General features: G+C 43.7%; 20 protein-coding genes. 14 read left to right on the plus strand and 6 right to left on the minus strand.

What is annotated here, in order from left to right; translation table 11 throughout:
• Positions 1-208 precede the first annotated feature (208 nt).
• The 13 genes from J3998_RS11705 (at position 209) to J3998_RS11765 (ending at position 16,830) form a co-directional block, all read left to right on the plus strand.
• Entirely contained in the window at positions 209-2,065 is a 1,857-nt protein-coding gene (locus tag J3998_RS11705; RefSeq protein WP_208150853.1) for a DUF294 nucleotidyltransferase-like domain-containing protein, read from the plus strand.
• The gene (locus J3998_RS11710; RefSeq protein WP_208150854.1) at positions 2,065-2,715 is read left to right on the plus strand and encodes a 3'-5' exonuclease; all 651 of its coding nucleotides are present in this window, start codon (positions 2,065-2,067) and stop codon (positions 2,713-2,715) included. Before J3998_RS11705 ends, J3998_RS11710 begins: the two co-directional genes overlap by 1 nt.
• A 241-nt stretch (positions 2,716-2,956) precedes the next feature.
• The gene (gene rimP / locus J3998_RS11715; RefSeq protein ID WP_208150855.1) at positions 2,957-3,415 is read left to right on the plus strand and encodes a ribosome maturation factor RimP; all 459 of its coding nucleotides are present in this window, start codon (positions 2,957-2,959) and stop codon (positions 3,413-3,415) included.
• A gap of 89 nt (positions 3,416-3,504) precedes the next feature.
• Positions 3,505-4,992 (plus strand): transcription termination factor NusA, encoded by a 1,488-nt coding sequence (nusA, locus tag J3998_RS11720; RefSeq protein WP_208150856.1) that lies wholly within the window; start codon positions 3,505-3,507, stop codon positions 4,990-4,992.
• Between the two features lie 17 nt (positions 4,993-5,009).
• On the plus strand, positions 5,010-7,472 hold the full coding sequence (gene infB / locus J3998_RS11725; protein WP_208150857.1) for a translation initiation factor IF-2: 2,463 nt from the start codon (positions 5,010-5,012) through the stop codon (positions 7,470-7,472).
• A gap of 88 nt (positions 7,473-7,560) precedes the next feature.
• Positions 7,561-7,926: a 30S ribosome-binding factor RbfA gene (rbfA, locus tag J3998_RS11730; RefSeq protein ID WP_208150858.1), complete on the plus strand. Its 366-nt coding sequence runs from the start codon at positions 7,561-7,563 to the stop codon at positions 7,924-7,926.
• Positions 7,926-8,822, plus strand: a complete 897-nt coding sequence (gene truB / locus J3998_RS11735; protein WP_208150859.1) for a tRNA pseudouridine(55) synthase TruB — start codon at positions 7,926-7,928, stop codon at positions 8,820-8,822. Before rbfA ends, truB begins: the two co-directional genes overlap by 1 nt.
• Positions 8,823-8,827: 5 nt before the next feature.
• Complete coding sequence (locus tag J3998_RS11740) at positions 8,828-9,712, plus strand: methyltransferase domain-containing protein (protein WP_208150860.1); 885 nt, start codon at positions 8,828-8,830, stop codon at positions 9,710-9,712.
• A 15-nt stretch (positions 9,713-9,727) separates the two neighbouring features.
• Positions 9,728-10,219: a Crp/Fnr family transcriptional regulator gene (locus J3998_RS11745; RefSeq protein ID WP_208150861.1), complete on the plus strand. Its 492-nt coding sequence runs from the start codon at positions 9,728-9,730 to the stop codon at positions 10,217-10,219.
• Between the two features lie 370 nt (positions 10,220-10,589).
• A complete protein-coding gene (rpsO, locus tag J3998_RS11750) occupies positions 10,590-10,856 on the plus strand; it encodes a 30S ribosomal protein S15 (protein ID WP_208150862.1) in 267 nt (88 codons plus the stop codon).
• Positions 10,857-11,025: 169 nt separating this feature from the next.
• Positions 11,026-11,511, plus strand: coding sequence for a hypothetical protein (locus tag J3998_RS11755; RefSeq protein ID WP_208150863.1), 486 nt, complete (start codon positions 11,026-11,028; stop codon positions 11,509-11,511).
• Positions 11,512-11,726: 215 nt separating this feature from the next.
• Positions 11,727-13,817 (plus strand): polyribonucleotide nucleotidyltransferase, encoded by a 2,091-nt coding sequence (pnp, locus tag J3998_RS11760; RefSeq protein ID WP_208150864.1) that lies wholly within the window; start codon positions 11,727-11,729, stop codon positions 13,815-13,817.
• Between the two features lie 91 nt (positions 13,818-13,908).
• The gene (locus tag J3998_RS11765; protein ID WP_208150865.1) at positions 13,909-16,830 is read left to right on the plus strand and encodes an insulinase family protein; all 2,922 of its coding nucleotides are present in this window, start codon (positions 13,909-13,911) and stop codon (positions 16,828-16,830) included.
• 71 nt (positions 16,831-16,901) lie between these two features.
• Here the strand turns inward: J3998_RS11765 and J3998_RS11770 are convergent, their stop codons facing one another.
• The 3 genes from J3998_RS11770 to J3998_RS11780 are packed head-to-tail and all read right to left on the minus strand — an operon-like array spanning position 16,902 to position 19,458.
• Complete coding sequence (locus J3998_RS11770; protein ID WP_208150866.1) at positions 16,902-17,765, minus strand: tetratricopeptide repeat protein; 864 nt, start codon at positions 17,763-17,765, stop codon at positions 16,902-16,904.
• Positions 17,766-17,811: 46 nt separating this feature from the next.
• Positions 17,812-18,258: a DUF1810 domain-containing protein gene (locus J3998_RS11775; protein ID WP_208150867.1), complete on the minus strand. Its 447-nt coding sequence runs from the start codon at positions 18,256-18,258 to the stop codon at positions 17,812-17,814.
• A 30-nt stretch (positions 18,259-18,288) separates the two neighbouring features.
• On the minus strand, positions 18,289-19,458 hold the full coding sequence (locus J3998_RS11780) for a JmjC domain-containing protein (protein ID WP_208150868.1): 1,170 nt from the start codon (positions 19,456-19,458) through the stop codon (positions 18,289-18,291).
• A gap of 691 nt (positions 19,459-20,149) precedes the next feature.
• On the opposite strand from J3998_RS11780, the gene J3998_RS11785 reads away from it, so the two are divergent.
• Positions 20,150-22,045: a response regulator gene (locus J3998_RS11785; protein ID WP_208150869.1), complete on the plus strand. Its 1,896-nt coding sequence runs from the start codon at positions 20,150-20,152 to the stop codon at positions 22,043-22,045.
• A 372-nt stretch (positions 22,046-22,417) separates the two neighbouring features.
• Here J3998_RS11785 and J3998_RS11790 read toward each other — a convergent pair whose 3' ends face one another.
• From J3998_RS11790 to J3998_RS11800, 3 genes are read right to left on the minus strand one after another with little or no spacing between them, the layout of a single operon-like run.
• Positions 22,418-23,527 (minus strand): ABC transporter permease, encoded by a 1,110-nt coding sequence (locus tag J3998_RS11790; RefSeq protein WP_208150870.1) that lies wholly within the window; start codon positions 23,525-23,527, stop codon positions 22,418-22,420.
• A complete protein-coding gene (locus J3998_RS11795; RefSeq protein ID WP_208150871.1) occupies positions 23,527-24,450 on the minus strand; it encodes an ABC transporter ATP-binding protein in 924 nt (307 codons plus the stop codon). The genes J3998_RS11790 and J3998_RS11795 overlap by 1 nt, the downstream gene beginning before the upstream one ends.
• Positions 24,443-25,417: an HlyD family secretion protein gene (locus J3998_RS11800; RefSeq protein WP_208150872.1), complete on the minus strand. Its 975-nt coding sequence runs from the start codon at positions 25,415-25,417 to the stop codon at positions 24,443-24,445. The genes J3998_RS11795 and J3998_RS11800 overlap by 8 nt, the downstream gene beginning before the upstream one ends.
• Positions 25,418-25,537 lie beyond the last annotated feature (120 nt).

The following is a 25,537-nucleotide window of genomic DNA, read 5'->3' on the forward strand; positions in this document are numbered from 1 at the left end:
AATACCGCTCAATGTAGACTCCGAATACATTAGCGCAATTCCAACTCGTTAAATCTTATTTTACACTTGCAATAACGAGGCGGACCATACATTTTTGTTTCTATTTTTTATAGCGTTATTTGCGATGTATTAAGACGTATGGGAGCACATTAGCGGTAAACTAAGGCCTGTTATTCATTGGTAAGGTTAACTTTAAGGCAAAAGTTCTATGGCGATTACTCAGCAACGCGATTTTTTGGCACAAATTCCTCCTTTCGATCTTCTTCCTAAACCGCTCTTGTTTGAACTGGCTGACAGTATGGATGTCAGCTATCTGCCTGCCAAAACTTTTCTTAATCCAAGTCAGAGTGATGTAGATAAAGCCTTGTTTATTCTGATAAAAGGCAAGGTCGCAGAATTAAATACGGAAGGGGTTGTTGCTCATTACAGCGTGCGCGGTTTTTTTGGTGATACTGAATTGTTAGGCAAGTCGCAAAGCAACCCTCGTTATGAAGTTGTTGAAGAGTCGATTGTCTATAAATTGTCGGCCACGCTTTTTAAAAAAGCCGTTAATAGTTGTGTCGCTTTTGAGCAATTTTTTGATTCGTCGATTGTCGAAAAACTGAATAGAGTGCATCAGGCCATCCAATCGGCGGCGTCGACTGAAGTGATGATGGACACGGTTATCAGTGCACCGATACAAACCTTAGTCGAGGTTGACGAGTCGGCAACTTTATTAGAAGCCACGCAAAAGATGGTCGATGTAAAATCGGATGCTTGTTTGATTCACTTTGCTGATGAATCGGTCGGTATTATTACCTCTACCGATGTGTTGAAGTTCGTCGCTAGTGGCCAAGTTGAAAAATTGACCGGTAATAGCGTTTTGCTGGAATTAGCGCATAAACCGGTGTATTCGGTGCATGAATACGATTATCTGTTTAATGCCTTATTGAAGATGACGCGTTATCAAGTCGATCGCTTAGCGGTACGAAGCGATGACGGTTTTTGCGGTTTTCTCCATCAGAAAGATTTAATGAGCCTATTTGCCAATCAGTCCGGTTTGGTTTTAACCAAGGTTGAACAGGCGAAAAGTATTGATGATTTGGTTCTTGCCGGGCAGCAAATAGACCAACTCATCAAAAACCTTAATCGTAAAGGCATTAAAACTCACTATATCGCTAAGTTAGTGAATGAGCTTCATCGCAAGATGATGCTCCGCCTAATTGAGATGTTGCTACCTGAAAGTTTGCTGGATAAAGTTTGTGTTTTTGTTATGGGAAGTGAAGGCCGTTCCGAACAAGTGGTGCGAACCGACCAAGATAATGGTCTGATTTATGTAGATAATTTATCTCAAGAAGATACGGTTTTGTTAGATGCCTTTGCCGAATCTTTCTCGCAAAAATTACAGGAATTAGGTTTTCCGCCGTGTCCTGGCAATATCATGTTATCTAATCCTCAATGGCGACTGAGCCAAACTGAATTCAAGGCAAAAATCCAAGATTGGTATCAATCGCCATCGGAAGAGAATTTCATGTATGCGGCGATTCTGTTTGATGCAGAGTCTGTTTACGGTAACAGCGAATGGCTTGGTGATATAAAACAGAAATTGGTGAAAATGAGCGCAGACTATCCGGTTTTTTTACGCCATTTCGCGGTCTCGATTTTACGTTTCAAAACACCGATTGGTTTCTTCGGTGGTTTACTTGCCGAAGAAGACGATGATCATGACCAGCTGGATATTAAAAAGGGCGGAATTTTTAGCTTAGTCCATGGTGTACGTTGTTATGCGTTAGAAACCGATTTGCCGCAGACCAATACCCATTGGCGGATTAAAGCCTTGATGGATAAAGGGGTCTTTAGTAAAGAGTTCGGCATTGAATTGGGCGAAACGCTGAACTATCTAAACACCTTGCGTTTGGATTCAATGCTTCATCAAATCGAGCACGGCATCACTGTTCCGGATAACAATATTCGCCTGTCGGAATTGAGCCATATGCAGCAAGATTTATTGAAACAGAGTTTTAAGGTGGTTGATGATTTTAAAAAGAAAATCACGCATCATTTTGATTTGCACGGTATGAGCTGATGATTGAGCTTTTACAAAAGTGGATCAGCTCCAATCGTCTTGCCAAAATGCGCAAGCAGTTGAAAGATCAGGATTATGCCTTTTTGTTCGCTAAGGAGCCGGATGTTTTTGTTTGTTTTGATTGTGAAACGACTGGCTTAAACCGAAAACGAGATCGAATTATCACCTTGAGCGCCATCAAAATCATCGGCAATGAAATTCAGACAAGCCAAAGCCTTAATTTGGCGATTAGGCAGCCGGTAGAGATTTCGTCAGAAAGCATAGAAATTCACCAGATTCGCAATGTCGATGTTGTGAATAATGCCAACCTGTATGCGGATGAAATGCAGGCAATGCACGATTTCCTACATTTTATCGGCGGTGCGACTTTAGTTGGTTACTATTTGGATTTTGATGTGGCAATGGTTAATCGCATTATTAAGCCATATTTAGGAATTGGTCTGCCGAATGCGCAAATTGAAGTGTCCGGTATGTATCGTGAATACGCCTTGCAAAAATACAAACGTTCCTGCATTGAGCCGAATATCGATTTGTCGTTTCCGGTGATATTGGAAAAATTGCAGATTCCTTCATTAGGGCAGCATGATGCGTTCAATGATGCCTTGATGACGGCTTTAATATTTGTAAAATTAAAGGCATTAAATAATTAATCTGAATGGTGAATTTCCTTAATCTTGGTAACAAAGGTTAACTTGTCGTTGGTTTGCTTAAATAGAACCACTTAACTGGTGCAGTAGCCTTGACAAATCGGCGTTATGCGCCTATTATCTTGCGCAGATTTTTTAAAAAACTTATAAGCGTTGATTTGTAGTTTTATAATTCAGCGGCTTATCTTTTAAAAAACCCCGTTTTTACGGGGTTTTTTGTTATCTGAAACTATGGAAGTCATCGGTGAGATTAGAAGACAAACTTGAACAAGCGCTAAAACCGACCATTGAATCAATGGGGTTTGAATATTGGGGCGTGGAATATATTTCCGCCGGCCGTCATTCTACTTTGCGTTTATATGTCGATAAAGAAGACGGTGGTATCACCGTGGATGATTGTGCACAGGTCAGTTACCAAGTAAGTGCCATCATGGATGTCGAGGACCCGATTAGTAGTGCCTATAACCTGGAAGTTTCTTCTCCAGGCATGGATCGTCAATTATTCAAGCCGGAGCAGTTTGCTCGTTATCAAGGACAAACCGTGCAGGTACGAAGCAGTGTTGATGTACTTGGGCGTAAACGCTTTAAAGGCAAGATGGTTAAAGTTGATGCAGAAGGCATCGAAGTCAGTGTAGATAATGAAATCTACCCGATTCCTTTCGATTGCATCGAGAAGGCGAATCTGGTTCCAGAATTTAAATAGCGCTTGATTGCGTAAATAAGCCTAAATAATGGCTTGTTTGAATAGAAGATTTTTATCGGTATTTTCAGTTTTAAGTAAGGCGAACGAATATGAGTAAGGAAGTATTAGCCGTTGTTGAAATTATGGCCAATGAAAAAGGTGTTGAAAAAGAGATTATTTTTGACGCTATTGAGACCGCTTTAGCAACCGCTACCCGTCGTAGTCACGACGATGAAATCGATGCGCGTGTTGAAATCAACCGTATCACCGGTGATTACCGCACCTTCCGTCGCTGGGAAGTGATTGCAGATGATGTTTACATCGAAGATCACGTTGGTTGGTATATCCGCCATATGGATGCGGTTGACGAAAAAGCCGATGCACAAGTAGGCGAGTTTCTAGAAGAAGAGATCGAATCAATCGATTTCGGTCGTATCGGCGCGCAAACAGCTAAGCAGGTTATTATTCAGAAAGTTCGTGAAGCCGAACGTAAGAAAGTTGTCGAAGTTTATGAAAAACGTGTTGGCGAAATTCTAACCGGTCAGGTTAAACGTATTGACCGCGGCGACGTTATCCTAGACATGGGCGATAACGTTGATGCAGTGGTTCCTCGCAGTGAGTTGGTCGGCCGTGAAACGTTCCGCATGGGTGACCGCGTTCGCGCTTATCTACAACTTGTTGAATTCCGCCCGCGTGGTCCTCAGCTAATCATGTCACGTGCTTGTAATGAAATGCTGATTGAATTGTTTAAGATTGAAGTACCGGAAATCTCAGACGATCTGATTGACATTATGTCAGCAGCGCGTGATGTGGGTTATCGTGCCAAGATTGCGGTGCGTGCTAATGATCCGCGTCTTGATCCGATTGGTGCTTGTGTTGGTATGCGTGGTGGTCGTGTACAAGCGGTTACCAATGAATTAAACGGTGAACGTATCGACATTATTATGTGGGACAGCAACGACGCTCAATTCGTTATCAATGCGATGGCGCCGGCTGAAGTTACACAAATCATGGTTGATGAAGACAAACACACTATGGATTTGGCGGTTGAAGACGAGTCGCTTTCGCAAGCGATTGGTAAAAACGGTCAAAACATCCGATTGGCTTCAGAGCTGACCGGCTGGGAACTGAATGTGATGACTCAGACGGATATGGCTTCTAAACACGAGCTTGAGTCGAAAGATCAAATTGATATTTTCGTAAACAGCTTAGATGTTGACGAAGAGATGGCAGAAGTGCTGGTTGCCGAAGGCTTTACTTCGATTGAAGAAGTAGCCTATGTTCCAGCAGCAGAAATGCTAGAAATTGACGGTTTCGACGAAGACATCGTTACCGAGCTTAAGCAGCGTGCTAAAGATGCACTGCTGACTATGGCAATTGCCGAAGAAGAAAAACAAGCATTGGCTGAACCTGACCAAGACCTGATTGACCTTGACGGAATGGACTTGGAAATGGCGAAGAAGCTAGCATCCAAAGGGGTTAAATCGCAAGAAGATCTAGCCGAACTTGGAACGGATGAAGTGCTTGAAATTTTAGAAATTGATGAAGAGAAGGCGGCGGCGTTGATTATGACAGCGCGTGCGCCTTGGTTTGAATAACAACTAGGGAGAGGTTAATGGCTGAAGTTACAATAAAGAAGTTTGCAGAAACGCTCAACCTATCTGTTGACAAGCTAGTCGAACAGCTTGGTGAATCTGGTGTCAAAGGTAAAGGCGCGAATGATTCAATCACTGAAGACGAAAAACTGACTTTGCTGACTTATCTAAAAAGTTTACACGGTGAGTCGGCAAGTGAATCACCAAAGAAGATGACTTTGCGTCGTAAGCAGACGCAAACGCTTTCTGCCGGTAAACGTACCGTTAACGTTGAAGTGCGTAAGACTCGTACTTATGTTAAAAAACCGGAAACCGTTGAAGAGCCGGTTGAAGAAGTGGTAGAGCCTGCGGTTGAAGAACAACCGGCGGTTACAGCAGAAGCCGCAAAAGTTGAAGCACCTGTGGAAACTCAGGCTGAAGATAAAGCGCCTGCAACAGCGGAAGCGAAAGAATCGACTAAAACAGAAGACGACTCTGCGCCTTTGCCGCCTAAAGAAGATCACTCTAAGGCGACTAAGAAGAAAAAAGACAAAAAGCATCAAGAAAACCGTGAAAAGCACGCCGTGCAGGATGGTGGTCGCGGTGCTAAGAAGGTTGCTGAGAAGAAAAAAGGCGGTAAGCGCGTTTCTCTGGATGGCGAACAGCACATGCGTATGCGTGGTAAGCATCGTCATAAGCAACAAGCTGCCAAGAACGATCATGCTTTCCAGAAACCGACTGCGCCAGTAATTAAGGAAGTTAAAGTTCCTGAAAGTATGACGCTAGCGGCATTGGCAGAGGCGATGTCGGTTAAGTCGGGTGAAATCATCAAATATATGATGATGGAACTTGGCACCATGGCAACGATCAACCAAGTGCTAGACCAAGAAACAGCCATGCTGATTGTTGAAGAGATGGGGCACAAAGCGGTTGCTTTCACTGAAACCACCATCGAAGACGAAGTTACTGGCCAAGAATATAACGGTGCAACCGTTAAGCGCTCTCCGGTTGTGACGATTATGGGTCACGTTGACCACGGTAAGACTTCACTACTTGACTACATTCGTAAAGCAAAAGTAGCGCACGGCGAAGCTGGTGGTATCACGCAGCATATCGGTGCTTACCATGTTGATACTGACATGGGCGGTCTAACCTTTATCGATACTCCTGGACACGCGGCCTTTACTGCTATGCGTGCCCGTGGTGCGAAAGTAACGGACGTTGTTGTCATCGTTGTTGCAGCGGATGATGGTGTTATGCCGCAGACTAAAGAAGCGATCCAGCACGCTCGTGCATCGGGTGTTGGTATCGTAGTTGCGGTCAACAAAATGGATAAAGAAGCGGCAAACCCAGAACGCGTTAAGCAAGAATTGGTTAACGAAGAAGTGGTTCCTGAAGAGTGGGGCGGTGATGTTCAGTTTATCCCGGTATCGGCGAAAACCGGTATGGGTATCGATGAACTGCTAGACGCTATCTCTCTTCAAGCGGAAATCCTTGAACTTGAAGCGCCGACCGAAGGTCACGCTAAAGGTGTGGTTATCGAATCGCGTCTGGATAAAGGTCGTGGTCCGGTTGCTACCGTTCTGGTTCAATCAGGTACGCTGAGAAAAGGCGACATTGCACTGTGTGGTATGGAATACGGCCGTGTTCGTGCTCTAGTTAGTGATACCGGCGAAACCATTGATGAAGCGGGTCCTTCAATTCCGGTTGAGATTTTGGGTATGTCGGGTGTTCCGGTAGCCGGTGATGAAATGATTACCGTTGAAACCGAGCGTAAAGCTCGTGAAGCGGCAATGTACCGTCAAGCGAAACACAAAGAACTTAAGATTGCGCGTCAGCAAAAAGCGAAATTGGACAATATGTTCAACAAAATGGCTGAAGGTGATATTCAAAATATCAATATCATCCTTAAAGCGGATGTTCAAGGTTCGATTGAAGCAATCACCGACGCTTTGGTTAAGCTTTCTAACGAAGAAGTTAAGGTTAATGTTATCGCTTCTGCGGTGGGTGGAATCACCGAAACCGATGCCAACTTGGCACTTGCATCTGATGCACTGATTGTTGGTTTCAACGTGCGTGCCGATGCTTCGGCGAAACGTATCATCGATAACGAGTCGATTAGTTTGAAATACTACAGCGTTATCTACGAAATTGTTGATGAAGTGAAACGTGCCGTTGAAGGTAAGCTTGCTCCTGAGTTCCGTGAAGATATCGTTGGTGTGGCAGACGTGCGTGACGTCTTTAAAGCACCTAAGATTGGCGCAATCGCAGGTTGTATGGTTATCGAAGGTAATGTTAAACGTAACAACCCAATCCGTGTACTTCGTGATAATGTGGTTATCTATGAAGGTACTCTGGAGTCGCTACGTCGCTTTAAAGACGATGCTAATGAAGTACAAAAAGGTATGGAGTGCGGTATCGGGGTTAAAGACTATAACGACGTTCGTGTTGGTGACCAGATCGAGTGTTACGAACGCGTTGAGGTAAAACGTACGCTTGATTAATAGCGGTTTTAGCTTTTAACTCTTCAAGTGCCTCATCGTTGTGATGGGGCATTTGTGTTTATAAAACAGAATTTTTGAAGGAATTTTTATGGCGAACTCACCTGTTAGTCGTCCTACTCGTGTTGCTCAAGAAGTGCGTCGTACTCTGGCAACACTTATCGTTCAGGAAGCGAAAGACCCGCGTTTTGAACGTATTACCATTACCGACTGCCAAATCTCTAAAGATTTAAGCGTTGCGAAAATCCATTTTTCGATGATTGGCCACAATTCTGACGATGTGGAAGTAGAACAGACATTGAAAGCACTTGGTAAAGCGACCGGTTTTTTCCGTTCGGAAATCGGTAAACGCCTAAACTTGCGCATTGTTCCGCAGCTACGTTTCTATTTTGATACCGTGCCGGAAAACGTTGCCTATATGGAAGATTTAATCAACAAGGCGCTGAATAAAAAGTAATGACTCAACATCGTAATCCACCACGTCAAATTGTGAATGGCATTGTTTTACTGAATAAACCGGCCGGTGATTCATCGAATGGCATCTTGCAGAAAGTCCGCAAAATATTTAATGCCAAAAAAGCCGGGCATACCGGTGCTTTAGACCCGTTTGCAACCGGTCTATTACCGATTTGTTTAGGTGAAGCGACTAAAGTTTCCGGCTTGTTATTGGATTCGGATAAGCGTTATACCGCGACTCTAAAATTAGGCGAGCAAAGCGATACCGGCGATACCGAAGGTGAAATTATCCGTACTGCGAGCGTTCCTGAATTAAGTGAAGATTCAATCAATGCAGTATTAAAGCAATTTACCGGTTCGATTGAGCAAGTGCCGCCGATGTATTCGGCGCTTAAACATCAAGGCAAGCCACTGTATTGGTACGCGCGTCAAGGCATCGAAATTGAGCGTCCGGCACGTCCGATTACTATTCATCATCTTGAATTAGTGAGCTTTAATGCCAATGAGATTGTGTTTGATGTCTGCTGCTCAAAAGGCACTTATGTTCGTACCTTGGGTGAAGATATTGCTAAAGCCCTTGGCACCTTAGGGCATTTAACCGCGTTGCACCGTACCCAAACCGGTAGCTTGTCTGGTGATGATATGCTGACCTTAGATGACATTGAGCAGCAAAAAGAAGCGTGTCTCCAGCCATTGGACATTGCCTTGCAACATCTTCCACGGATTGATTTGGTGGAAGCACAAGCAATGCACTTGTTGCATGGCGGTATGTTGCGATTGCCTAAGCCGGAAATGGATTTAGTGCGTTTTTACGATCACAACGGTCAGTTTATCGGTGTTGGAGAGTGGCATGAGAAAAATGAACTGATTAAACCGAAACGTCTATTCAACTTGTAACCATTATGACTGTAAACGTTATGCGCCATCAACAAGCTGATGGCATTCTTGACCTACGTGATTCCGGCGACTACCAAAGCGGTCATTTGATAGATTCAACGCATTTGCCTTTTGAAGTGTTGTTTGAAAGCCTAAACCAGTTGCCGGCAGCTCCGGCGCAACTGTTTCTAGTCGGCAACAAACAGCAGATTGAAGAAGCTTCGCTGTTTTTAGATAGTAAACATTACAAGGTTAATGGTTCGTTGGTATTAAACTCCGACAAAGATTTGGCTTTGTGGCAAAAAATGTTGGCAGGGCAATGGCAAGAAGGAAAAAACTCTAAAATTCTTTGGCAGCCAAGCAGTGCGGTACAAGAATTTGTTGACCAATACTTACCCAAACTTCAAGCGAGTTTGGATGGCAAGCGCCCATTGGTGCTAGATATCGGATGTGGCGGCGGACGTGATGCGGTTTTTCTTGCTAAGCAAGGTTGCCAGGTCGTTGCCATTGATAAAGAGGCACGCGTGTTAAAACGGGCTAAGCAACTTGCTCAATCATTAGGTGCTCAGGTGAAGTTTAGCGGCTGTGATTTAAATACTGAAAACTGTGTGCCCGCTGACATTAAAGGACGACCATTTGATTTGATAATCGGCGTGCGTTATTTGAATCGCGAGTTGTTACCGCAGTTAAAAGAACAGCTTGCCGAAGGTGGTTATATTCTGTGGCAGACCTTTATTGATATTGGTGAAGAGTTAAGTTCACCGAAAAATCCTAGTTTTTTGTTGCAACCAGACGAGTTAAAGCAAGTTTTTTCAGGTTTTGAAGTGTTTGTTGATAGAATAGCCCGCATTGAAGATGGACGTCCACTGAACACTTTTATTGCGCACAAAGCGCCAGTGGATCATAGCTAAAAATAAGGAGTGCTTATGCTATCGATTAGCGCCAAGGAGCTGTTTAAATTTTTCCAGGAAAATTTAATCTGTGAGTCGCTTACTTTGGATGAAGTAGAACGTCTAATGGCTTATCTGCAAGAGAAAGATTATTCAAAAGGCGAAATTATCTATGATATTGGCGAAGTCGGTGATTCGCTTGGTTTTGTTTTGAGTGGAAGAGTACAGTTTACCGGCCCTGATGCAGACGACGTACCGGTTGGAAGTCAAGATAAAGGGTCGTTGATTGGCGAAATGTCATTCTTCGATCGTAAGCCTCGTGATTTACGCATGAAAGCGTGTTCGAAAAATGGTGTGAAAATCCTGATGTTAACGCGTCCAATGTATGACCGCTTAAAAGTTGAAGAACCGTATATTGCGGTAAATATCCTAGAGAACACTATTGTGAGTCTAGATAACTTAGTGCGTCATATGGGTGAGGATATCACCGCATTAGGACATTATATGCACGGATTCGGCCGCCAATAATTTCTGAGGAGCTAAAAAGCCCTTACTCTTTGTTGTACTCGCGCTCATTTGCATTAAGCAAACTTCGCTTAGTTCGCCTTGATTAAGGGCTTTTTTTCATCTTCAGAAAGTGAAGATCTTTTGTAAGGTCTGCAGCCTTCGCCTTGCCTAGAACGTTTTTATCTCATTTTTAATATTTAAGAAGCCATCAGTTGAGAACTTTTTATTCATACCTGAGCTGCCAGATAAAAATCCTAGTTTTTCGAATAGGTTGATAATTACTGTTTAAGCTATTGACTCTTATAAGAAAATCATTAAAATTCACCGCTTATTTCTGTCATCGGTTGCGGAAATAAGCTTTTTATTAAAACCGATATAATGGAGATTTCCGATGTTTGACGCTCAAACTAAAGCTGCAATTGTTGCTGAATACGCAACTTGTGAAAACGACACTGGTTCACCAGAAGTTCAAGTAGCACTTCTTACTCACCGTATCAAGTACCTAACTGAGCACTTCAAAGAGCACAAGCAAGATAACCATTCACGTACTGGTCTTCTACGTCTTGTTAGCCGTCGTCGTAAACTGTTGGATTACCTTCACAAGAAAGACGGTGAAAGATACCTTTCACTAATCAAACGTCTAGGTCTACGTAAGTAATCTAGATTGGTCTCGTAATCCTACGACGACAAGAAACCCGCAAGAGCCATCTTCGCGGGTTTTTTTATGCCTGCTATATTGAATTTATCGTCTAGTAAATTCCTCTTATGTGACATTGCTATTGCATAAATGTTACAGTCTTCGCTTATTTACTAAACAAAGCGATTGAATGCAAAATTCCAGAGAATGTCAGCCGTGTACTGCTTGTTGTGACGGCTGGCTACAAATCAAAGTCAAAGGCTGTGAAGCCTATCCGGGCAAGCCTTGCCCACATAGTACCGGTTCGGGCTGTGATGATTACCAAAACCGTCCGAAAAATCCTTGTCAGACTTTTGAGTGCAACTGGGTTAAAAGTGGTTCACATCTACCGGAGAATTTTCGTCCCGATTTAGCTGGAGTCATCGTTGTTGAACGAATTTTAACTTGGCAGGGCTTGGATGTTGATCTTGCGACTCCAGTCGGCAAAGAAATTCCTGAAAAAAGCCTTGCTTGGCTAAAAGCCTATGCCGAACAGCATATTCGTCCGCTGATTTATCAGCAACAGCCTCCAAACCGCCGTAAATACGTTAAAGATCCACTGACCTTAGCGCATGGTCCACCGGCATTTCAGCAATGGCTGGAAGCGAAGATCGCATCCGGCGAAAAGCTTTGGTAATGCGTGAGCGCAATTTTTTTTGATTTGTTGGAAAAAATTGCGATTTCTTATTTTCTCTTTTCTTATAAACAGTAGAATGTAGCTTCAAATTGAATCTGTAAACCGCAATTGGTCCTTATAGCCTGAATCCCTAAAGCTCAATTCATGATTGGTTTTAGGGATTCAGGTTTCAGATTCACACATATTTAAAGATGAAACCTTAAAAAGGATTATCCATGTCTAAAATTACCAGTGCTTTTCAGTACGGAAATCACCAAGTAACCCTAGAAACGGGTGAAGTTGCTCGTCAAGCAGACGGTGCAGTTATCGTTGGAATGGGCGATACTCGTGTTCTTGTTACCGTTGTGGGAGCGAAAACCGCTAACGAAGGTCAAGACTTCTTCCCGCTAACGGTTAATTACCAAGAAAAAGCGTACGCTGCCGGTAAAATCCCGGGTGGTTTCCTAAAACGTGAAGGGCGTCCTTCAGAAAAAGAAACCCTGACTTCACGTCTCATTGACCGTCCGATTCGTCCATTGTTCCCGAAAGGTTTCTTTAACGAAGTGCAGGTTATCGCAACCGTTATCGCACTAGATCCAGAAGTGGGTGCTGAAGTTGCGGCAATGTTGGGTACTTCTGCAGCGTTGGCGATTTCTGGTATCCCATTTAATGGCCCGATTGGTGCGGCGATTGTTGGTTATGCTGAAGGCGATTACCTATTGAATCCAAGCCCTGAAGCACTACAAAACTCGGATTTGGAACTGTCGGTTGCCGGTACTAAAGAAGCCGTATTAATGGTTGAATCGGAAGCGTCTGAGCTGTCTGAAGATATTATGCTAGGTGCGGTGGTGTTCGGTCACCAACAGATGCAAGTGGCGATCGAAGCGATTGAAAACTTCGCGACAGAAGCCGGTAAGCCAACTTGGGATTGGCAGCCTGCTGCGGAAAATACTGAATTGAAAGAAGCGGTATTCGGCCTAGTAGAAAAAGATGTAGCGGATGCTTATCTGATTTCTGACAAAATGGATCGTTATGCGGCACTGGATGCAGCGAAAACTAAAGCTTTAGAAGAATTAGCTGAATCAGAAACAAACCCTGATGGGTTCAATGCTAAAGAAATCGAAGGTATGTTCTCTAAGATTCAGAAGAGCGTTGTTCGTGGTCGCGTTATCGCGGGTGAGCCGCGTATCGATGGTCGTGACACCAAAACCGTTCGTCAAATCGATTGCCAAGTTGGCGTGCTTCCGCAAGTTCACGGTTCTGCACTATTTACGCGTGGTGAAACACAGGCATTGGTTGTTACTACATTAGGTACCGAAAAAGATGCGAAAATCGTTGATGAATTGACCGGTTCTTACCATGATCGTTTTATGCTGCACTATAACTTCCCTCCGTTCTCGGTTGGTGAGTGTGGTCGTACCGGTAGCCCAGGTCGTCGTGAAATCGGTCACGGTATGCTAGCGCGTCGCGGTGTGGCGGCAATGCTACCGACCGAAGCGGAATTCCCATATACCATCCGTGTTGTTTCTGAAATCACTGAATCAAATGGTTCGAGTTCAATGGCTTCGGTTTGCGGTACTTCAATGTCACTAATGCATGCTGGTGTTCCGGTTGCAGCGCCGATTGCCGGTATCGCTATGGGTCTAATTAAAGAAGAATCTGGCTTTGCGGTACTTTCTGATATCCTTGGTGACGAAGATCATCTTGGTGACATGGACTTTAAAGTAGCCGGTACCGAACAAGGGATTACTGCGCTACAGATGGACATCAAAATCAACGGTATTACCGAAGAGATTATGACTATCGCTTTGGAACAAGCGAAAGCAGGTCGTCTACATATCTTGGGCGAAATGGCGAAAGCAATCAGCCACTCTAACCAAGACGTAGCATCTACTGCTCCACGTTTCTTCACTATGAAAGTGAAGCCGGAAAAAGTGCGTGAAATCATCGGTAAAGGTGGCGCGACGATTCGTTCTATCACTGAAGCGAGTGGTTGTACCATTGAACTTGACGATGATGGTAACGTGAAAATTGCCGCGGTTGATGGTGATGCAGCGCAAATCGCAATCGATAAGATCAATGAAATCATCGCTGAACCGGAAATCGGCCGCACTTACGATGCAGTGGTTAAGAAAATTGTGGATTTCGGTGCATTCGTTGCTTATATGCCGGGTCGCGAAGGTCTGGTCCACGTTTCTCAGATCGCTCAAGAGCGTGTTGAAGACGTCAATGATTACCTAAAAGAAGGTCAGGAAATTCGCGTTAAGCTGACTGACATCGATAAGCAAGGTCGCGTTAAGCTGTCTATGACGGCTGTAGAAGACTAACTCTAACCGTCTTGCCAATAAAAGGCCATTCTTTTGAATGGCCTTTTTTGTCTATAAAATAAAAGATTAAGACAGGAATTAAAGAGAATTTATGAGTTTAAAAATTCATCCAGCCTTTGAATATCTCGGTTCGACACCGATTGATACCTTAAAAGTGAATGTTGAGCATTATCGCCATAAGGTGACCGGTGCAGAACACTACCATTTAGCAGCAGACGATCCACAGAATGTCTTTATGGTCGCTTTGCGCACTGTGCCGATGGATTCGACCGGTGTGGCGCATATTCTTGAACATACGGTTTTGTGTGGTTCAGAAAAGTATCCGGTACGCGATCCGTTCTTTATGATGATTCGTCGGTCTTTGAATACGTTTATGAACGCCTTTACTTCAAGCGATTGGACGGCTTATCCATTTGCGACTGAGAACCGTAAAGATTTCCAGAACTTATTACAGGTTTATATGGATGCGGTGTTTTTTCCGAATCTTGATCCACTGGATTTTGCTCAAGAAGGGCATCGTTTTGAGTTCGAAGAAATGGATAACTCCGAATCGAAACTGACCTATAAAGGGGTGGTTTTCAATGAAATGAAAGGAGCCATGAGCTCACCGGTTTCAACTTTGTGGCAAACATTGACAAGCGAGCTATACCCAACCAATACCTATCACTATAATTCGGGCGGTGAACCGGAAGACATTCCGAATTTGACTTATCAGCAGTTGAAAGATTTTCATGCTTTCCATTATCATCCGTCGAATTCAGTGTTTATGACCTATGGCGATATCAGCGCCTTTGAACACCAAACCCAGTTTGAAGAGTTAGGACTTGCTCGCTTTAAAGACACTGTCGCTAAGGTTGAAGTTACCACCGAACAACGTTACAGCGAGCCAAAGTGCGTAACTAGTCACTACGCGTTGGATGAGGAAGACTGTGCTAAGAAGACCTATATCAATATTGCTTGGTTATTGGGTGAAAACAAAGATCCGCTAGAAGTTCTAAAAGGGCATCTATTGTCTGCAGTGTTGCTGGATAACTCTTCTTGTCCAATGCGTAGGGTGCTGGAAGATACCGATTTGGCAGAGGCGCCATCACCATTATGCGGTTTTGAAGAGTCCAATAAAGAGATGGCGTTTGTATTGGGTGTACAAGGTTCGGAAGCTGATAACACCGAAGCTTTTGAAAAACTGATTTTGGATGAACTGCAACGCATTGCTACCGAGGGTGTTGAACCTGAATTACTGCAAGCGATGTTGCATCAATTAGAATTAAGCCAGCGTGAAGTAGGCGGCGATTCTTACCCATACGGTTTGCAATTAATTTTGCAATCTTTGGCAGGTGCTATGCATGGTGGCGACCCAATCGCCTTATTGGACGTTGACTCTGCTTTGCATGAGTTGGAAGAAGAAATTAAAAATCCGCAGTTTATTCCGAAACTGATTCAGGAATGGCTACTGGATAACTCGCATCGCGTAACCTTGACTTTGGTTCCAGATACCGAGCTTTCTGCTAAGAAAGATCAGGCGGAACAAGAAAAGTTGGCGCAAATTCAAGCGCAACTGAGTGATGCCGAGAAACAGCAGATTGTCGAACAAGCGCTGGCGTTAGATAAACGTCAGGGTGAAGATGATGATCCAAGTCTATTACCGGAAGTGACTAAAGACGATATCCCGGTCGATATCAAAAATCATCAAGGTGAACAGCGCCAGATCGGTACGGTTTCGGTAACCGACTATGTCTGCGGCAGCAATGGCATTAGCTATCAGCAGATGGTTATGCAGATGCCGGAACTTTCTGAGCAGCAGCAGGCATTAATGCCATTATTTAGCAGTGCGATTACCGAAATCGGTTCGGCTGGACGAGGTTATTTACAAACACAGGCCTTGCAAGCAGCTGTGACTGGCGGTCTAAGCGCGCGTACTTCTTTGCGTGATGACTTGAATGACAGCCAAAAGCTGCATAGCCATTACATACTTGGTTCTAAAGCCTTGAATCGTAATGCGACTGAAATGAGCCAAGTATTGTTTGATACCTTGCATGCACCGAATTTTGCTGAACATCAGCGATTACAAGATTTGTTTGCACAGATTCGTGCCGGTATCGACCAAGGTATTACCGGGAGTGGGCATGCGCATGCGATGATGGCAGCAATGCAGAACTTTACTCCGATTGCGCAGTGGAAGTTTGCTCGCAGCGGTTTTGCCGGAGTCCGTTCGATTAAAGACTTGTATCAAGCGTCACAAGAGACGCCGGACAAAATCCAAGAGATTGCCGGTGAACTGGAAACCATTGCTACGAAGATTGCTAGTGCACCACGTCAAGCATTGCTGGTAACCGATGAACAAGGTTTGGATGGAAGTCTGCAAGCAGTTGAAAGCGTGTGGGGTTCAGAACAAGCGAATCAGCAGCAAAGTGACTTCAGTCTGCAAGCCTCAAATCAAGCGGTTAAACAAGCTTGGATTACCAGCACGCAAGTGAACTTCTGTGCCATGGCTTATCCGGCCGTACCGAGCGGGCATCCCGATGCGGCGAAATTGGCTGTATTAGGCGCTTGTCTCCGCAACGGTTTCTTACATACTGCGGTACGAGAGAAAGGCGGTGCTTATGGCGGCGGCGCGAGCTACAACGCCGAAGCTGCTGGCTTTGTGTTTTATTCGTACCGTGATCCGCGTTTGATGGAAACTTATGACGATTTCACTCGCGCTAAAGATTGGTTGATGTCTAGTGAAGCGACGCAAGCTAAAGTTGACGAAGCGATTTTGAATGTGATTTCAGCGATGGATAAACCGGGCTCTCCGGCTGGCGAAATGAAGAAAGCTTTCTATCAACAGTTGTATGGTCGTACTTATGAAGTACGCATGGCGTATCGCCAAGGCGTTATCTCAACCACAATTGATGAGCTTCGCGAATTGGCTGAAAAATACTTTAAGCCAGAAGATGCTTCTTATGCGGTCTTGACTCATAGTGGTTCTAAAGAACTGTTAACCGATAAAGGTTTTGATTGTAAGCAGTTGTAATCTAATTGATTAATAGATCATAAGAAGGCCGGAATACATCCGGCCTTTTGTTTTTATAGCATCTTAAATTTTTAGAAAAGTAAGTTTTGTAGCTTACGGCGATAGCTATTAACCAATTCTGTTTCGACCTCTTTGAGACTGTCGAAGAGCTCCAACAGGGTTTTGCGAGCAATGTCATCATTAAAGTCGCGCTGAATGGTGAACAGCTTTAATAGGCTCTGCATTGCTTGTTCAGTTTGGTTGCCGGCTAGTTGGTAAATAGCAAGCGCATAAAGCATTTCTGCATTATTCGAATTGCTGGCTAACTGTTGATTAACGGTATCTAATGGCGGCATTTCAGCAGCCAGTTCAATGTATTTTGAGTGGGTGAGCAGTGCTTTGATTTCCGGTGCTTGTTGAATATCCTCGGGTAGACGCTGCGCCAACTCTAATGCCTTACTGATTTCTCCTTGCGCTAGGTAAACCTTAACGATAGTAAGATGGATATTGAAGTTGTTTGGGTTTAACTGCGACGCTTCGACCAATTGAGCTAAAGCACTTTCATAATTCCCTAATTGGATGTCTACCAAGGCTTTCTGCCGAAGATTCTCTGACTCATCAGTTGGCATATATTTTTCCAAAGCTGCCAGAAATGCAGCTGGAGTTTGCACGCCTTCAAGCGAATCGACAATCTTTCCCTGATAGCAGATTTTAAAGGTCGGCAGACTCTGGATATGGAAATGTTCGGACAGTTGTTGCTGTTCTTCGGTATTCACTTTTGCCAGGATAAAGCGATCTTTGTGGGTCTTGGCCAGTTTTTCTAAAATCGGCATGACTTGTTTACAGGGAGCGCACCACGGTGCCCAGAAGTCGACCAACACTGGAAGCTTATCGGAGTTTTCAATGACGGTTGTTTGGAAGTTTTCTAAGGTGACGTCAATAATATTGGCTTGCATCTTAATCCTTATGCAGGGCGTTTAACGTTTGAATAGGTCAGCAGCTTTAGTGCTTGAGAAGCTGTAAGGTTCTGCTGTCAGCTTGCCCAGAGCAGAAGACATCAATGGCATGGCTAAATAGGGCGCTGTCGTGACTTACGAGAGAAAACAGCGTTATGCTCGAGCAGAACTTCTTGTCGTCCGGTTTACCGAAAATCTCGCGTAGCGATTTATCGGAATGCTGTAAAACCGCTGCGGTAGATTCCAATAAACGTGCGCTCAGTAATGGATGTTGAATATAGGCTTTAGCTTCATCGAGGCTTTTAATCGAATAAAAATGAGCCATACTGCTCTGTGCCAAGCCTTCGATTTGCGGAAAGACATACCACATCCAATGAGTGCGTTTTTTTCCGGCTTTTAATTCTGCCAAGGCATCTTGAAAATTACTTTCTTGAGCCAGATAAAAGCGAACCAAATCATAAGGGTCGCCATTATCGTTAAATTGGGCTTGCATGCGCATTTCCATCGCTATCAGTGGTCGGTATTACTCAATGAAAACCAGATACTGTAGTTTCCATAAATCGAATAACAAAGCTTGTACGCCATTGTCATCGATGTATGGCATTAGATCATCAATGGTCAAGAAGTACTGATTTGCCAGTAGCTGGATAAATTCAGCCGGTGCATTAACGTTTTCCCAGATCGCGCCATTGATATACAGCTGAGTTTGAGCATCGATATCGGTATACACGAAACGGCAGACAGCATCTTTGATTAAACCGTGTTCGGAATGCAGTGCATCGATAAATTCTTGCAGGCTAGGAGTTTCCTCTGCCGTTAAGGGTTCCGGAAGTTGTTGCGCTGCGGCTTGGTCAAGCTGTGAGGCAAAACGGGCGAACCAAGTTTGCAAAAGTTTCGGGTCTTGCAATTTACTTTCAATTAACTGACGCGCTGCTTGTGCGGCATCGGCGGTGACTTCCCCAGGGGGCAAATTAGGTTGCATTGATGGATCAAGGTACAGTTCTTTGAACAGACTCAATTCGGATAAGTGATCACCTAAAGAATCCCATAGTTCCTGACCGCGATATGAGCGATAGCCAACCGAGAAGGTCATGCACTGGTCATCCAAAGCAATGCCGTGGTGGCCAACTTTTGGCGGTAAATAGAGTATGTCGCCGGGATTTAAAACGAAGTCTTCTTCGACTTTGAATGTTTTCATTAAACGTAAATCGACGCCTTGAATATAGTTGTCTTCAAAACAGTCTTGGCTGGTGATTTGCCAGTGACGTTGTCCGGCTGCTTGCAGCAGGAAGACGTCGTAATGGTCGAAGTGCGGGCCGACATTACCGCCAGTAGTGGCGTAGCTAATCATAATGTCGTCTATACGCCAGCGAGGTAAGAAGTCGAAGTCATTTAGAATATCGGCAACTTCCGGTAATAGACGGTCACAGCCTTGTACCAATAGCGTCCACTTTTCTTCCGGCAGTTCCGTGTAATCGTCTTCGCTGAAAGGCCCGCGTTTTAATTCATAATCATCGACAGCTTTCTGAACCACTATACGGCTCTCGATTTCTTCTTCCAGGGATAAACCGGCTAACTCCTCTGCTGAAATTGGGCTTTCAAAATCCGGCAGGGCATTGCGCAATAGAACCGGTTTTTTCTGCCAGTAATTTTGTAAAAAAGTTGCGAGGTCGATTTTATCAAACTGAATCACTTGAACGTTCTCATTAGGTTTTTTGAATGAGCTTATGATACTTAAGTTTGTCAGTAAGTTTATATAAAAGATTTGGCATCTGTCGAAGAATCAGACTAAGCGGCTGGCTTGATGAAGTTGAAGGGATCAACGGTAGCAATTTTGAAGCATTAAATTTCGCTTAGAGAGGCGCAGAAAAAAAACGCATTATTTGGGGGGTAAATAGCAGCTTGTCATAGAAAAACAGCAGATATTGTGTTTGACGGATGTTAGGGAAGCGCGGAATAAGTCCAAATGGCTTCAGGCAAAGCAAAATTTAGGCTAAGCAAGGCGTCTGTTTTCCGTCATGTCTAGACCTGACAAAAAGAGACAACACTGCCTAGCCAAATTTTTCAAAGCCCCTCCCCCTCCGGGCGAGGTTTGGAAGCGTCACTTCGTTGTTAGGCTTCTTAACCATAGCGATGCTATGCTTTGCGAAACCTGCCTAGAATTGACTGCTTCAAACACCCCCTGAAGTCAATCGGGACTTGTTCTGCGCTTCCGTAGGTTGATAGTCATTGGCTAATGAAGTGATAGTTTTTTTGTTTACAATAAAATTGCTTTTGTATATATATGAGTTGAGTTTTTTGGTACTGTATAAAAGTTGATTGTTTTTATTTATGTTTTGCTTATGGTTGTTGCGTTTATTTTGCAGGATTGAAAGGGAAGTAAAATGTTTTGGATTTATAACTTGTTTTTTTTTCAAAAAAAAGTAAAAGCAGCAAGCAGCAAGCAGCTATTACTGACCTTTATCCTACTCTCATTTACATTACTCCTTCTACAGCTATACACCCCTTCAGAACTTATAAACACTAAGCAACAGACATGGCGTGCTATCGATGTTGACATTAAAAAATCCGCCTACCTGACAAATATCTATAACACGATAATCCAAATTAAAGTTAAATTAGAACAAACAATTTCTGCCGAAAGGGCGCATCAGTTACGTTTATTTTCAGAAATAAGCGAATTAAGAAAAGACGTCATAAAGAATGTTCAGATTCTAAAGGGTCTTCCTCTGAATCGGCATGAAAAGAGAATGTTAGAGCAGCAGTCTTATTTAGCTGACCATGGGCTAGAGCATCAAATATTGCTTCAATCCTTGTTGGTTGATTTTGGTGATTCACGAGAGGCAAGGAATGTTCTTTTTAACGAAGTTTATGCTTATCAGAATGCCGTTAAAGAAATTTTGCTGGCGTTAAATGTCTCAATTAATGACAGATTGACAAGAAATACCGCGATATTTAGCCAAGCTAAATCTGAGCAATTGGATTTTGAAGCGCAAATTAATAGCTTGCAATTTTTCGTCTTAGCCGCCTTTTTATTACTTTTTTTGCTATTTTTTATTAATTCGAAAAGAGTTGAGAAGAGTTTCAGATTACATAGTTTGCAAACAGTTCCAGCCAGCATTGCTCAAGCTGATTCATATCCTCAAGAGAGTCTTAAAGAATCTAACCCAAATGTATCAGATAAGGAAAAAACGGTTTTACTTGAGTTATTGAATTTTACGACAAGAACTCAGTTGGCGAGTATTTTAGGAACCATTCAGACTCTCAAAGATTCCCCTTCGTTAAGCGCTGAACAAAAAAGATTTGCTGAGAGTTCAATAAACGCATCTCGAAAACTCAAAACGATTTTGGATTTTGAAATTGATTATCTCAATCTTCGCTCAGGTGATTTTTCCATCAATCAAGAGAAGACCGATCTGGTTTCTGTATTAGCAAGGTTAGAGAATGAATTTCGTCAGAAGTGTCGTGCCAAAAATTTAGATTTTTTTATCGATATTGGTAACTTGGGGTCTCGATATTGGATGTTGGATGCGAGGCGCTTCAAACGCTTGATCAAGTACTACTTGAATGATTCATTAGAAAATACTGAAAAGGGATTTATTCACCTTTTTGTAAGAAGTTCTAGTAACGGAAAGTTGTTTATTGAAGTAAGGGATTCAGGAAGTCGGCTGAAAGTAGAAAACACCGGCCTTGGAGGTGAGCGGTGTTCTGAAATGAGTGAACTATCGTGCAAAGATGATGGCACAACGTTAATTGAATTTGTGTGTTGCCAGATGGTCAAGGCGATGGGGGGCGAGGTTGATAGAAAAGGAATCGCTAATTTGGGGAATATTGTCTCTTTCAGCCTTCAGTTAACGATGATTTCGGAAGATGAATTTCTCGATACCAATATAAAGTGCCACCCGTTACCAAAAGAGAGAAAATTTAAGAATATCCTGATTGTTGAGGATGACTTGGTTAACCAAATGATGGTGTCTAGTTTTCTACGGCGTTTAGGTTACTCTTGCTTTGCTGTGGATGACGGCTCCAAGGTTTTAGATGCCATGCGAGATAGCGAATTTGATTTAATCTTAATGGATTGTCATATGCAAGGGGTTGATGGGTTTGAAGCGGCTGAGAAGGTTCGCATAGTGAATAATTTGATACCAATTGTTGCCTTATCGGCTGATATAAGTCTCCATAATAGAGAGCGCTGCTTTGCAAGTGGCATGAATGATTTTCTGGAAAAGCCAATTAAAATAGAAACATTAAGTAACGCAATGGACTTGCATCTTTTTTGACAAGAGCCATTTAATGTGGCTTAAAGAGAAAGCTTTAAAGAAATTTAATTAGCGTTGTTCTAGGGGAGCACAGAACAAGTCCCCATTGACTTCAGCGAGGGGTTTGAAAAGATAAATTCTAGGCAGCGTTTGAGGAGCAGAACCTTAGCTATGGTTGAGAACGCTAACAACGAAGTTACTCTTCAAAACCTCGCCCAAACGAAGTACTCGACGCCCGAAGGGGTAAGTCGAGATAGGGGCTTTATAAAATTTGTCTAAGCGGTGTTGTCTGTTATTGCCAGGTCTAGACATGACTGCAAACAGACGCCTTGCTTAGCCTAAATTTTACTTTGCCTGAAGTCATTTGGACTTGTTCTGCGTTCCCTTGCTAAGCTAATCCAGCGTTTGTCGGTAGCGTTTGATGGCGAGAGTTCCAACCACTACTAAAAATATAGCGATAGCCATGAATTCTGGAGCAAGATCATTAAAATCGGTATCTTTGAGCATGACTCCGCGAATAATACGCAGAAAGTGGGTTAGAGGTAAGCCTTCGCCAATAACTTGCGCCCATTCAGGCATACCGTGAAACGGAAACATAAAACCCGATAAAAGAATTGACGGTAGAAAGAAAAAGATGGTCAGCTGCATGGCCTGCATCTGTGTTTTAGCGAGTGTGCTAAAGGTAAAACCAAGAGCGAGGTTGGCAAGAATAAACAGACCGACGCCGATCGATAAAATCCACAAAGAGCCGATAAACGGTACAGCGAATAAAAAATGCGAGGCGATGAGGATAATTAATGTCTGCACTGCGCCAACTAAAATATAAGGCGTGATTTTGCCGATCATCACTTGATAGGGACGCACTGGCATAGCCAAAAGATTTTCCATCGTGCCGCGTTCAACTTCCCGGGTCATCGCCATAGAGGTGATCATCACCATGGTCATGGTTAAAATTACCCCGACTAGGCCAGGAACAATATTGAATGCGGTGACACCTTCTGGATTGTAATGAGGCAATATAATGACTTCGGTAGCGCTTTCTTGGGAAGCAAGGTAAGAAAGCGGACCTTTAAATTCTTGTGCGAGTGCGTGCTCGATAATTAGCTGAAACTTAGCGATAGCATTGGCCGTTGCGACTGGATCAGTCGCGTCCGCTTCCAGTAATATTTGCGGGTGTTCACCACGAATCAAGCGTTCACTAAAACCGGCCGGAATAGTTAAAATAAATGAGACCTTGCCTTGCCGAATCAAATCATCGCTTTTTGTTTTGCCGTTTGCGGTTTCGATGAAACTGAAATATTCTGAGTTTTGTAATGCACTGAGAAGAGTACGGCTGATAGAGCTGTTATCTTCGATTTGCACAGCCGTGGGTAAATGTTTCGGGTCGTTATTAATCGCGTAACCAAATACGATTAACTGCATAATCGGGATAGTTAAAATCATCGCAAAGGTGACTCGGTCACGACGCATTTGAATCATCTCTTTAACGAGAATCGCCCACATTATAGATGCTCCTTGTTCAAACCAGCTCTTTTCGTTAAAGCGATAAAAGTGTCCTCAAGAGTGGTTTCTACCTCAAGCCAATTTATATCGGGGGCGACTCTTTTGATCGTGTTGTAAAGTGCTGTTTTATCAGGGCCGCTGACATGCAACGCGGCACCAAAATATGCAGCATGCTCAACGGTTTCTTGCTGTCGTAAGAGTGGGGCTAACTCTCGGATATTTTCGGCATTGCTACGGTAAGTGACTAGCCCGGATTCTAAAATGATTTGCTGTACAGTTCCTTGAGTAATAATCTTGCCGTCGGCGAGATAAACGATATGGTCGCAACGTTCTGCTTCATCCATATAATGGGTTGAGACCAGAATGGTCATTCCTTGGCTGGCGAGTAGATGAATCTGGTCCCAAAATTCACGTCGTGCTTGCGGATCGACACCAGCGGTTGGCTCATCCAATAACAGTAATTGGGGGTTATGCATTGTCACTGCGGCTAATGCCAATCGCTGTTTCCAGCCTCCGGATAAAGTTCCGGCTAATTGCTGTTGGCGGCTTGCGAGGCCAAGCGAATCTAACGTTTTGCTAACTAGATTTTTGGCGTCTTTCAGATGATATAGACGGGCAACGAATTCCAAGTTTTCCCGAATGCTTAAATCTTCCCAAAAAGAGAACTTTTGTGTCATGTAGCCGGTAGCGAGTTTAATGGCGGCTTGTTCAGATTGAATGTCATAGCCTAAACAGTAACCTTTGCCTTCGGACGGTTCCAGTAGTCCGCAAATCATGCGAATGGTTGTGGTTTTTCCTGAACCGTTCGGGCCGAGAAAGCCCCAAACCTTGCCTCTGGGCATCTGCAAATCGACATGATCAACGGCCAGTTTTTTATCAAAGCGTTTGACTAACTGTTGTACGTCAATTGCCAGTTCAGTCATTGGCTGAGGTCTCGCCAGGTAAAGTAACATCGACTGGCTGACCAGGACGTAGTTGACCATCGCTTAGTTTTGCTTCGATTAGATACACTAATTTTTGTCGAGATTTCTGGCTAAAGATAAGTGGAGGCGTGAATTCCGCGACATTCGAAATATAGCTGATTGTTGCTGGCAGCAGTTTTTCAGAGCCGTCCCAATGAATCCGAATAGATTCGCCCACTTGTAAATCCGACAAAACATATTCGGGCACATAGAATTTTACTTTTAGCTGCTGCGGAGTAATCAGCGACAGCACGGGAGTGTTAGCGGAAACATACTCCCCTTGACGGTGAAAGACTTGTTCGACGCGCCCGTTTAAAGGGCTTAATACGGTTCTTTGGTGCAGTTGCCACTTGGCTTGCTCCAATGAGCTTTCGGCGGCTTTTACGTTGGCTTGTGCAGCATGTATCTGTTCTTTTCTTGCTCCAAGTTGGGCTAGGTGCAATGTTGCCTTGAGATTACGTAATTTAGCGCTGGCTACTTGCCATGCTTGAACGGCTTGGTCTTTTTGCGATTTTGAAGCATTGCCATGTTCGGCAAGCCGTGTCCAACGTTCTTTTTCCGATTCGGTTAGTTTTAACGTCGCTTCCGCTTCTGCTAACTGCGCCTGCAACGATTTAATTTCATCTGATCGCGCGCCGAGTTGTAAATCTGCTAGATTCGCTTGCGCCTGTTCTAATTGTGCGGATGCTTGGGTGACGACAAGTTCTTGGAAATCATTGTCGAGCGCAAATAAGGCTTGATCTTGTTTAACTTGATCACCGGCTCGGACTGATAAGACTTGCAACCAACCGGAACTTGGCGGAGCAAGGTAGGTGTATTCAGCTTCGATATAACCGTTATAAACAGATTGAGTTTGCGCAATGGTATTGCTACTTCCTAATGCGCTCAAAGCTAAAAGCAGGCTTGGAAATGTTTGCGAGAGGTTCATACGCTCTAGAAGTTTTTTGGTGACTTGGTAATCATCCCATTTTTAAACTCTGTTAAAAGTAGAAGTTAAGCAGCCATCAAAGGTGGTTTACCTCCGTTGGCTTTATGTGGTCGTTCGTGA

The organism is Thiomicrorhabdus marina, from assembly GCF_017571465.1.
In the GTDB taxonomy this organism is placed as follows: domain Bacteria; phylum Pseudomonadota; class Gammaproteobacteria; order Thiomicrospirales; family Thiomicrospiraceae; genus Thiomicrorhabdus; species Thiomicrorhabdus marina.

Bases quoted from the DNA above. Each gene is read 5' to 3' on its own strand.
- J3998_RS11705 (WP_208150853.1), top strand. From the start codon at position 209: ATGGCGATTACTCAGCAACGCGATTTTTTGGCACAAATTCCTCCTTTC.
- J3998_RS11710 (WP_208150854.1), top strand. From the start codon at position 2,065: ATGATTGAGCTTTTACAAAAGTGGATCAGCTCCAATCGTCTTGCCAAA.
- nusA (WP_208150856.1), top strand. From the start codon at position 3,505: ATGAGTAAGGAAGTATTAGCCGTTGTTGAAATTATGGCCAATGAAAAA.
- infB (WP_208150857.1), top strand. From the start codon at position 5,010: ATGGCTGAAGTTACAATAAAGAAGTTTGCAGAAACGCTCAACCTATCT.
- rbfA (WP_208150858.1), top strand. From the start codon at position 7,561: ATGGCGAACTCACCTGTTAGTCGTCCTACTCGTGTTGCTCAAGAAGTG.
- truB (WP_208150859.1), top strand. From the start codon at position 7,926: ATGACTCAACATCGTAATCCACCACGTCAAATTGTGAATGGCATTGTT.
- J3998_RS11740 (WP_208150860.1), top strand. From the start codon at position 8,828: ATGACTGTAAACGTTATGCGCCATCAACAAGCTGATGGCATTCTTGAC.
- J3998_RS11745 (WP_208150861.1), top strand. From the start codon at position 9,728: ATGCTATCGATTAGCGCCAAGGAGCTGTTTAAATTTTTCCAGGAAAAT.
- rpsO (WP_208150862.1), top strand. From the start codon at position 10,590: ATGTTTGACGCTCAAACTAAAGCTGCAATTGTTGCTGAATACGCAACT.
- J3998_RS11755 (WP_208150863.1), top strand. From the start codon at position 11,026: ATGCAAAATTCCAGAGAATGTCAGCCGTGTACTGCTTGTTGTGACGGC.
- pnp (WP_208150864.1), top strand. From the start codon at position 11,727: ATGTCTAAAATTACCAGTGCTTTTCAGTACGGAAATCACCAAGTAACC.
- J3998_RS11765 (WP_208150865.1), top strand. From the start codon at position 13,909: ATGAGTTTAAAAATTCATCCAGCCTTTGAATATCTCGGTTCGACACCG.
- J3998_RS11770 (WP_208150866.1), bottom strand. From the start codon at position 17,765: ATGCAAGCCAATATTATTGACGTCACCTTAGAAAACTTCCAAACAACC.
- J3998_RS11775 (WP_208150867.1), bottom strand. From the start codon at position 18,258: ATGCAAGCCCAATTTAACGATAATGGCGACCCTTATGATTTGGTTCGC.
- J3998_RS11785 (WP_208150869.1), top strand. From the start codon at position 20,150: ATGTTTTGGATTTATAACTTGTTTTTTTTTCAAAAAAAAGTAAAAGCA.
- J3998_RS11790 (WP_208150870.1), bottom strand. From the start codon at position 23,527: ATGTGGGCGATTCTCGTTAAAGAGATGATTCAAATGCGTCGTGACCGA.
- J3998_RS11795 (WP_208150871.1), bottom strand. From the start codon at position 24,450: ATGACTGAACTGGCAATTGACGTACAACAGTTAGTCAAACGCTTTGAT.
- J3998_RS11800 (WP_208150872.1), bottom strand. From the start codon at position 25,417: ATGAACCTCTCGCAAACATTTCCAAGCCTGCTTTTAGCTTTGAGCGCA.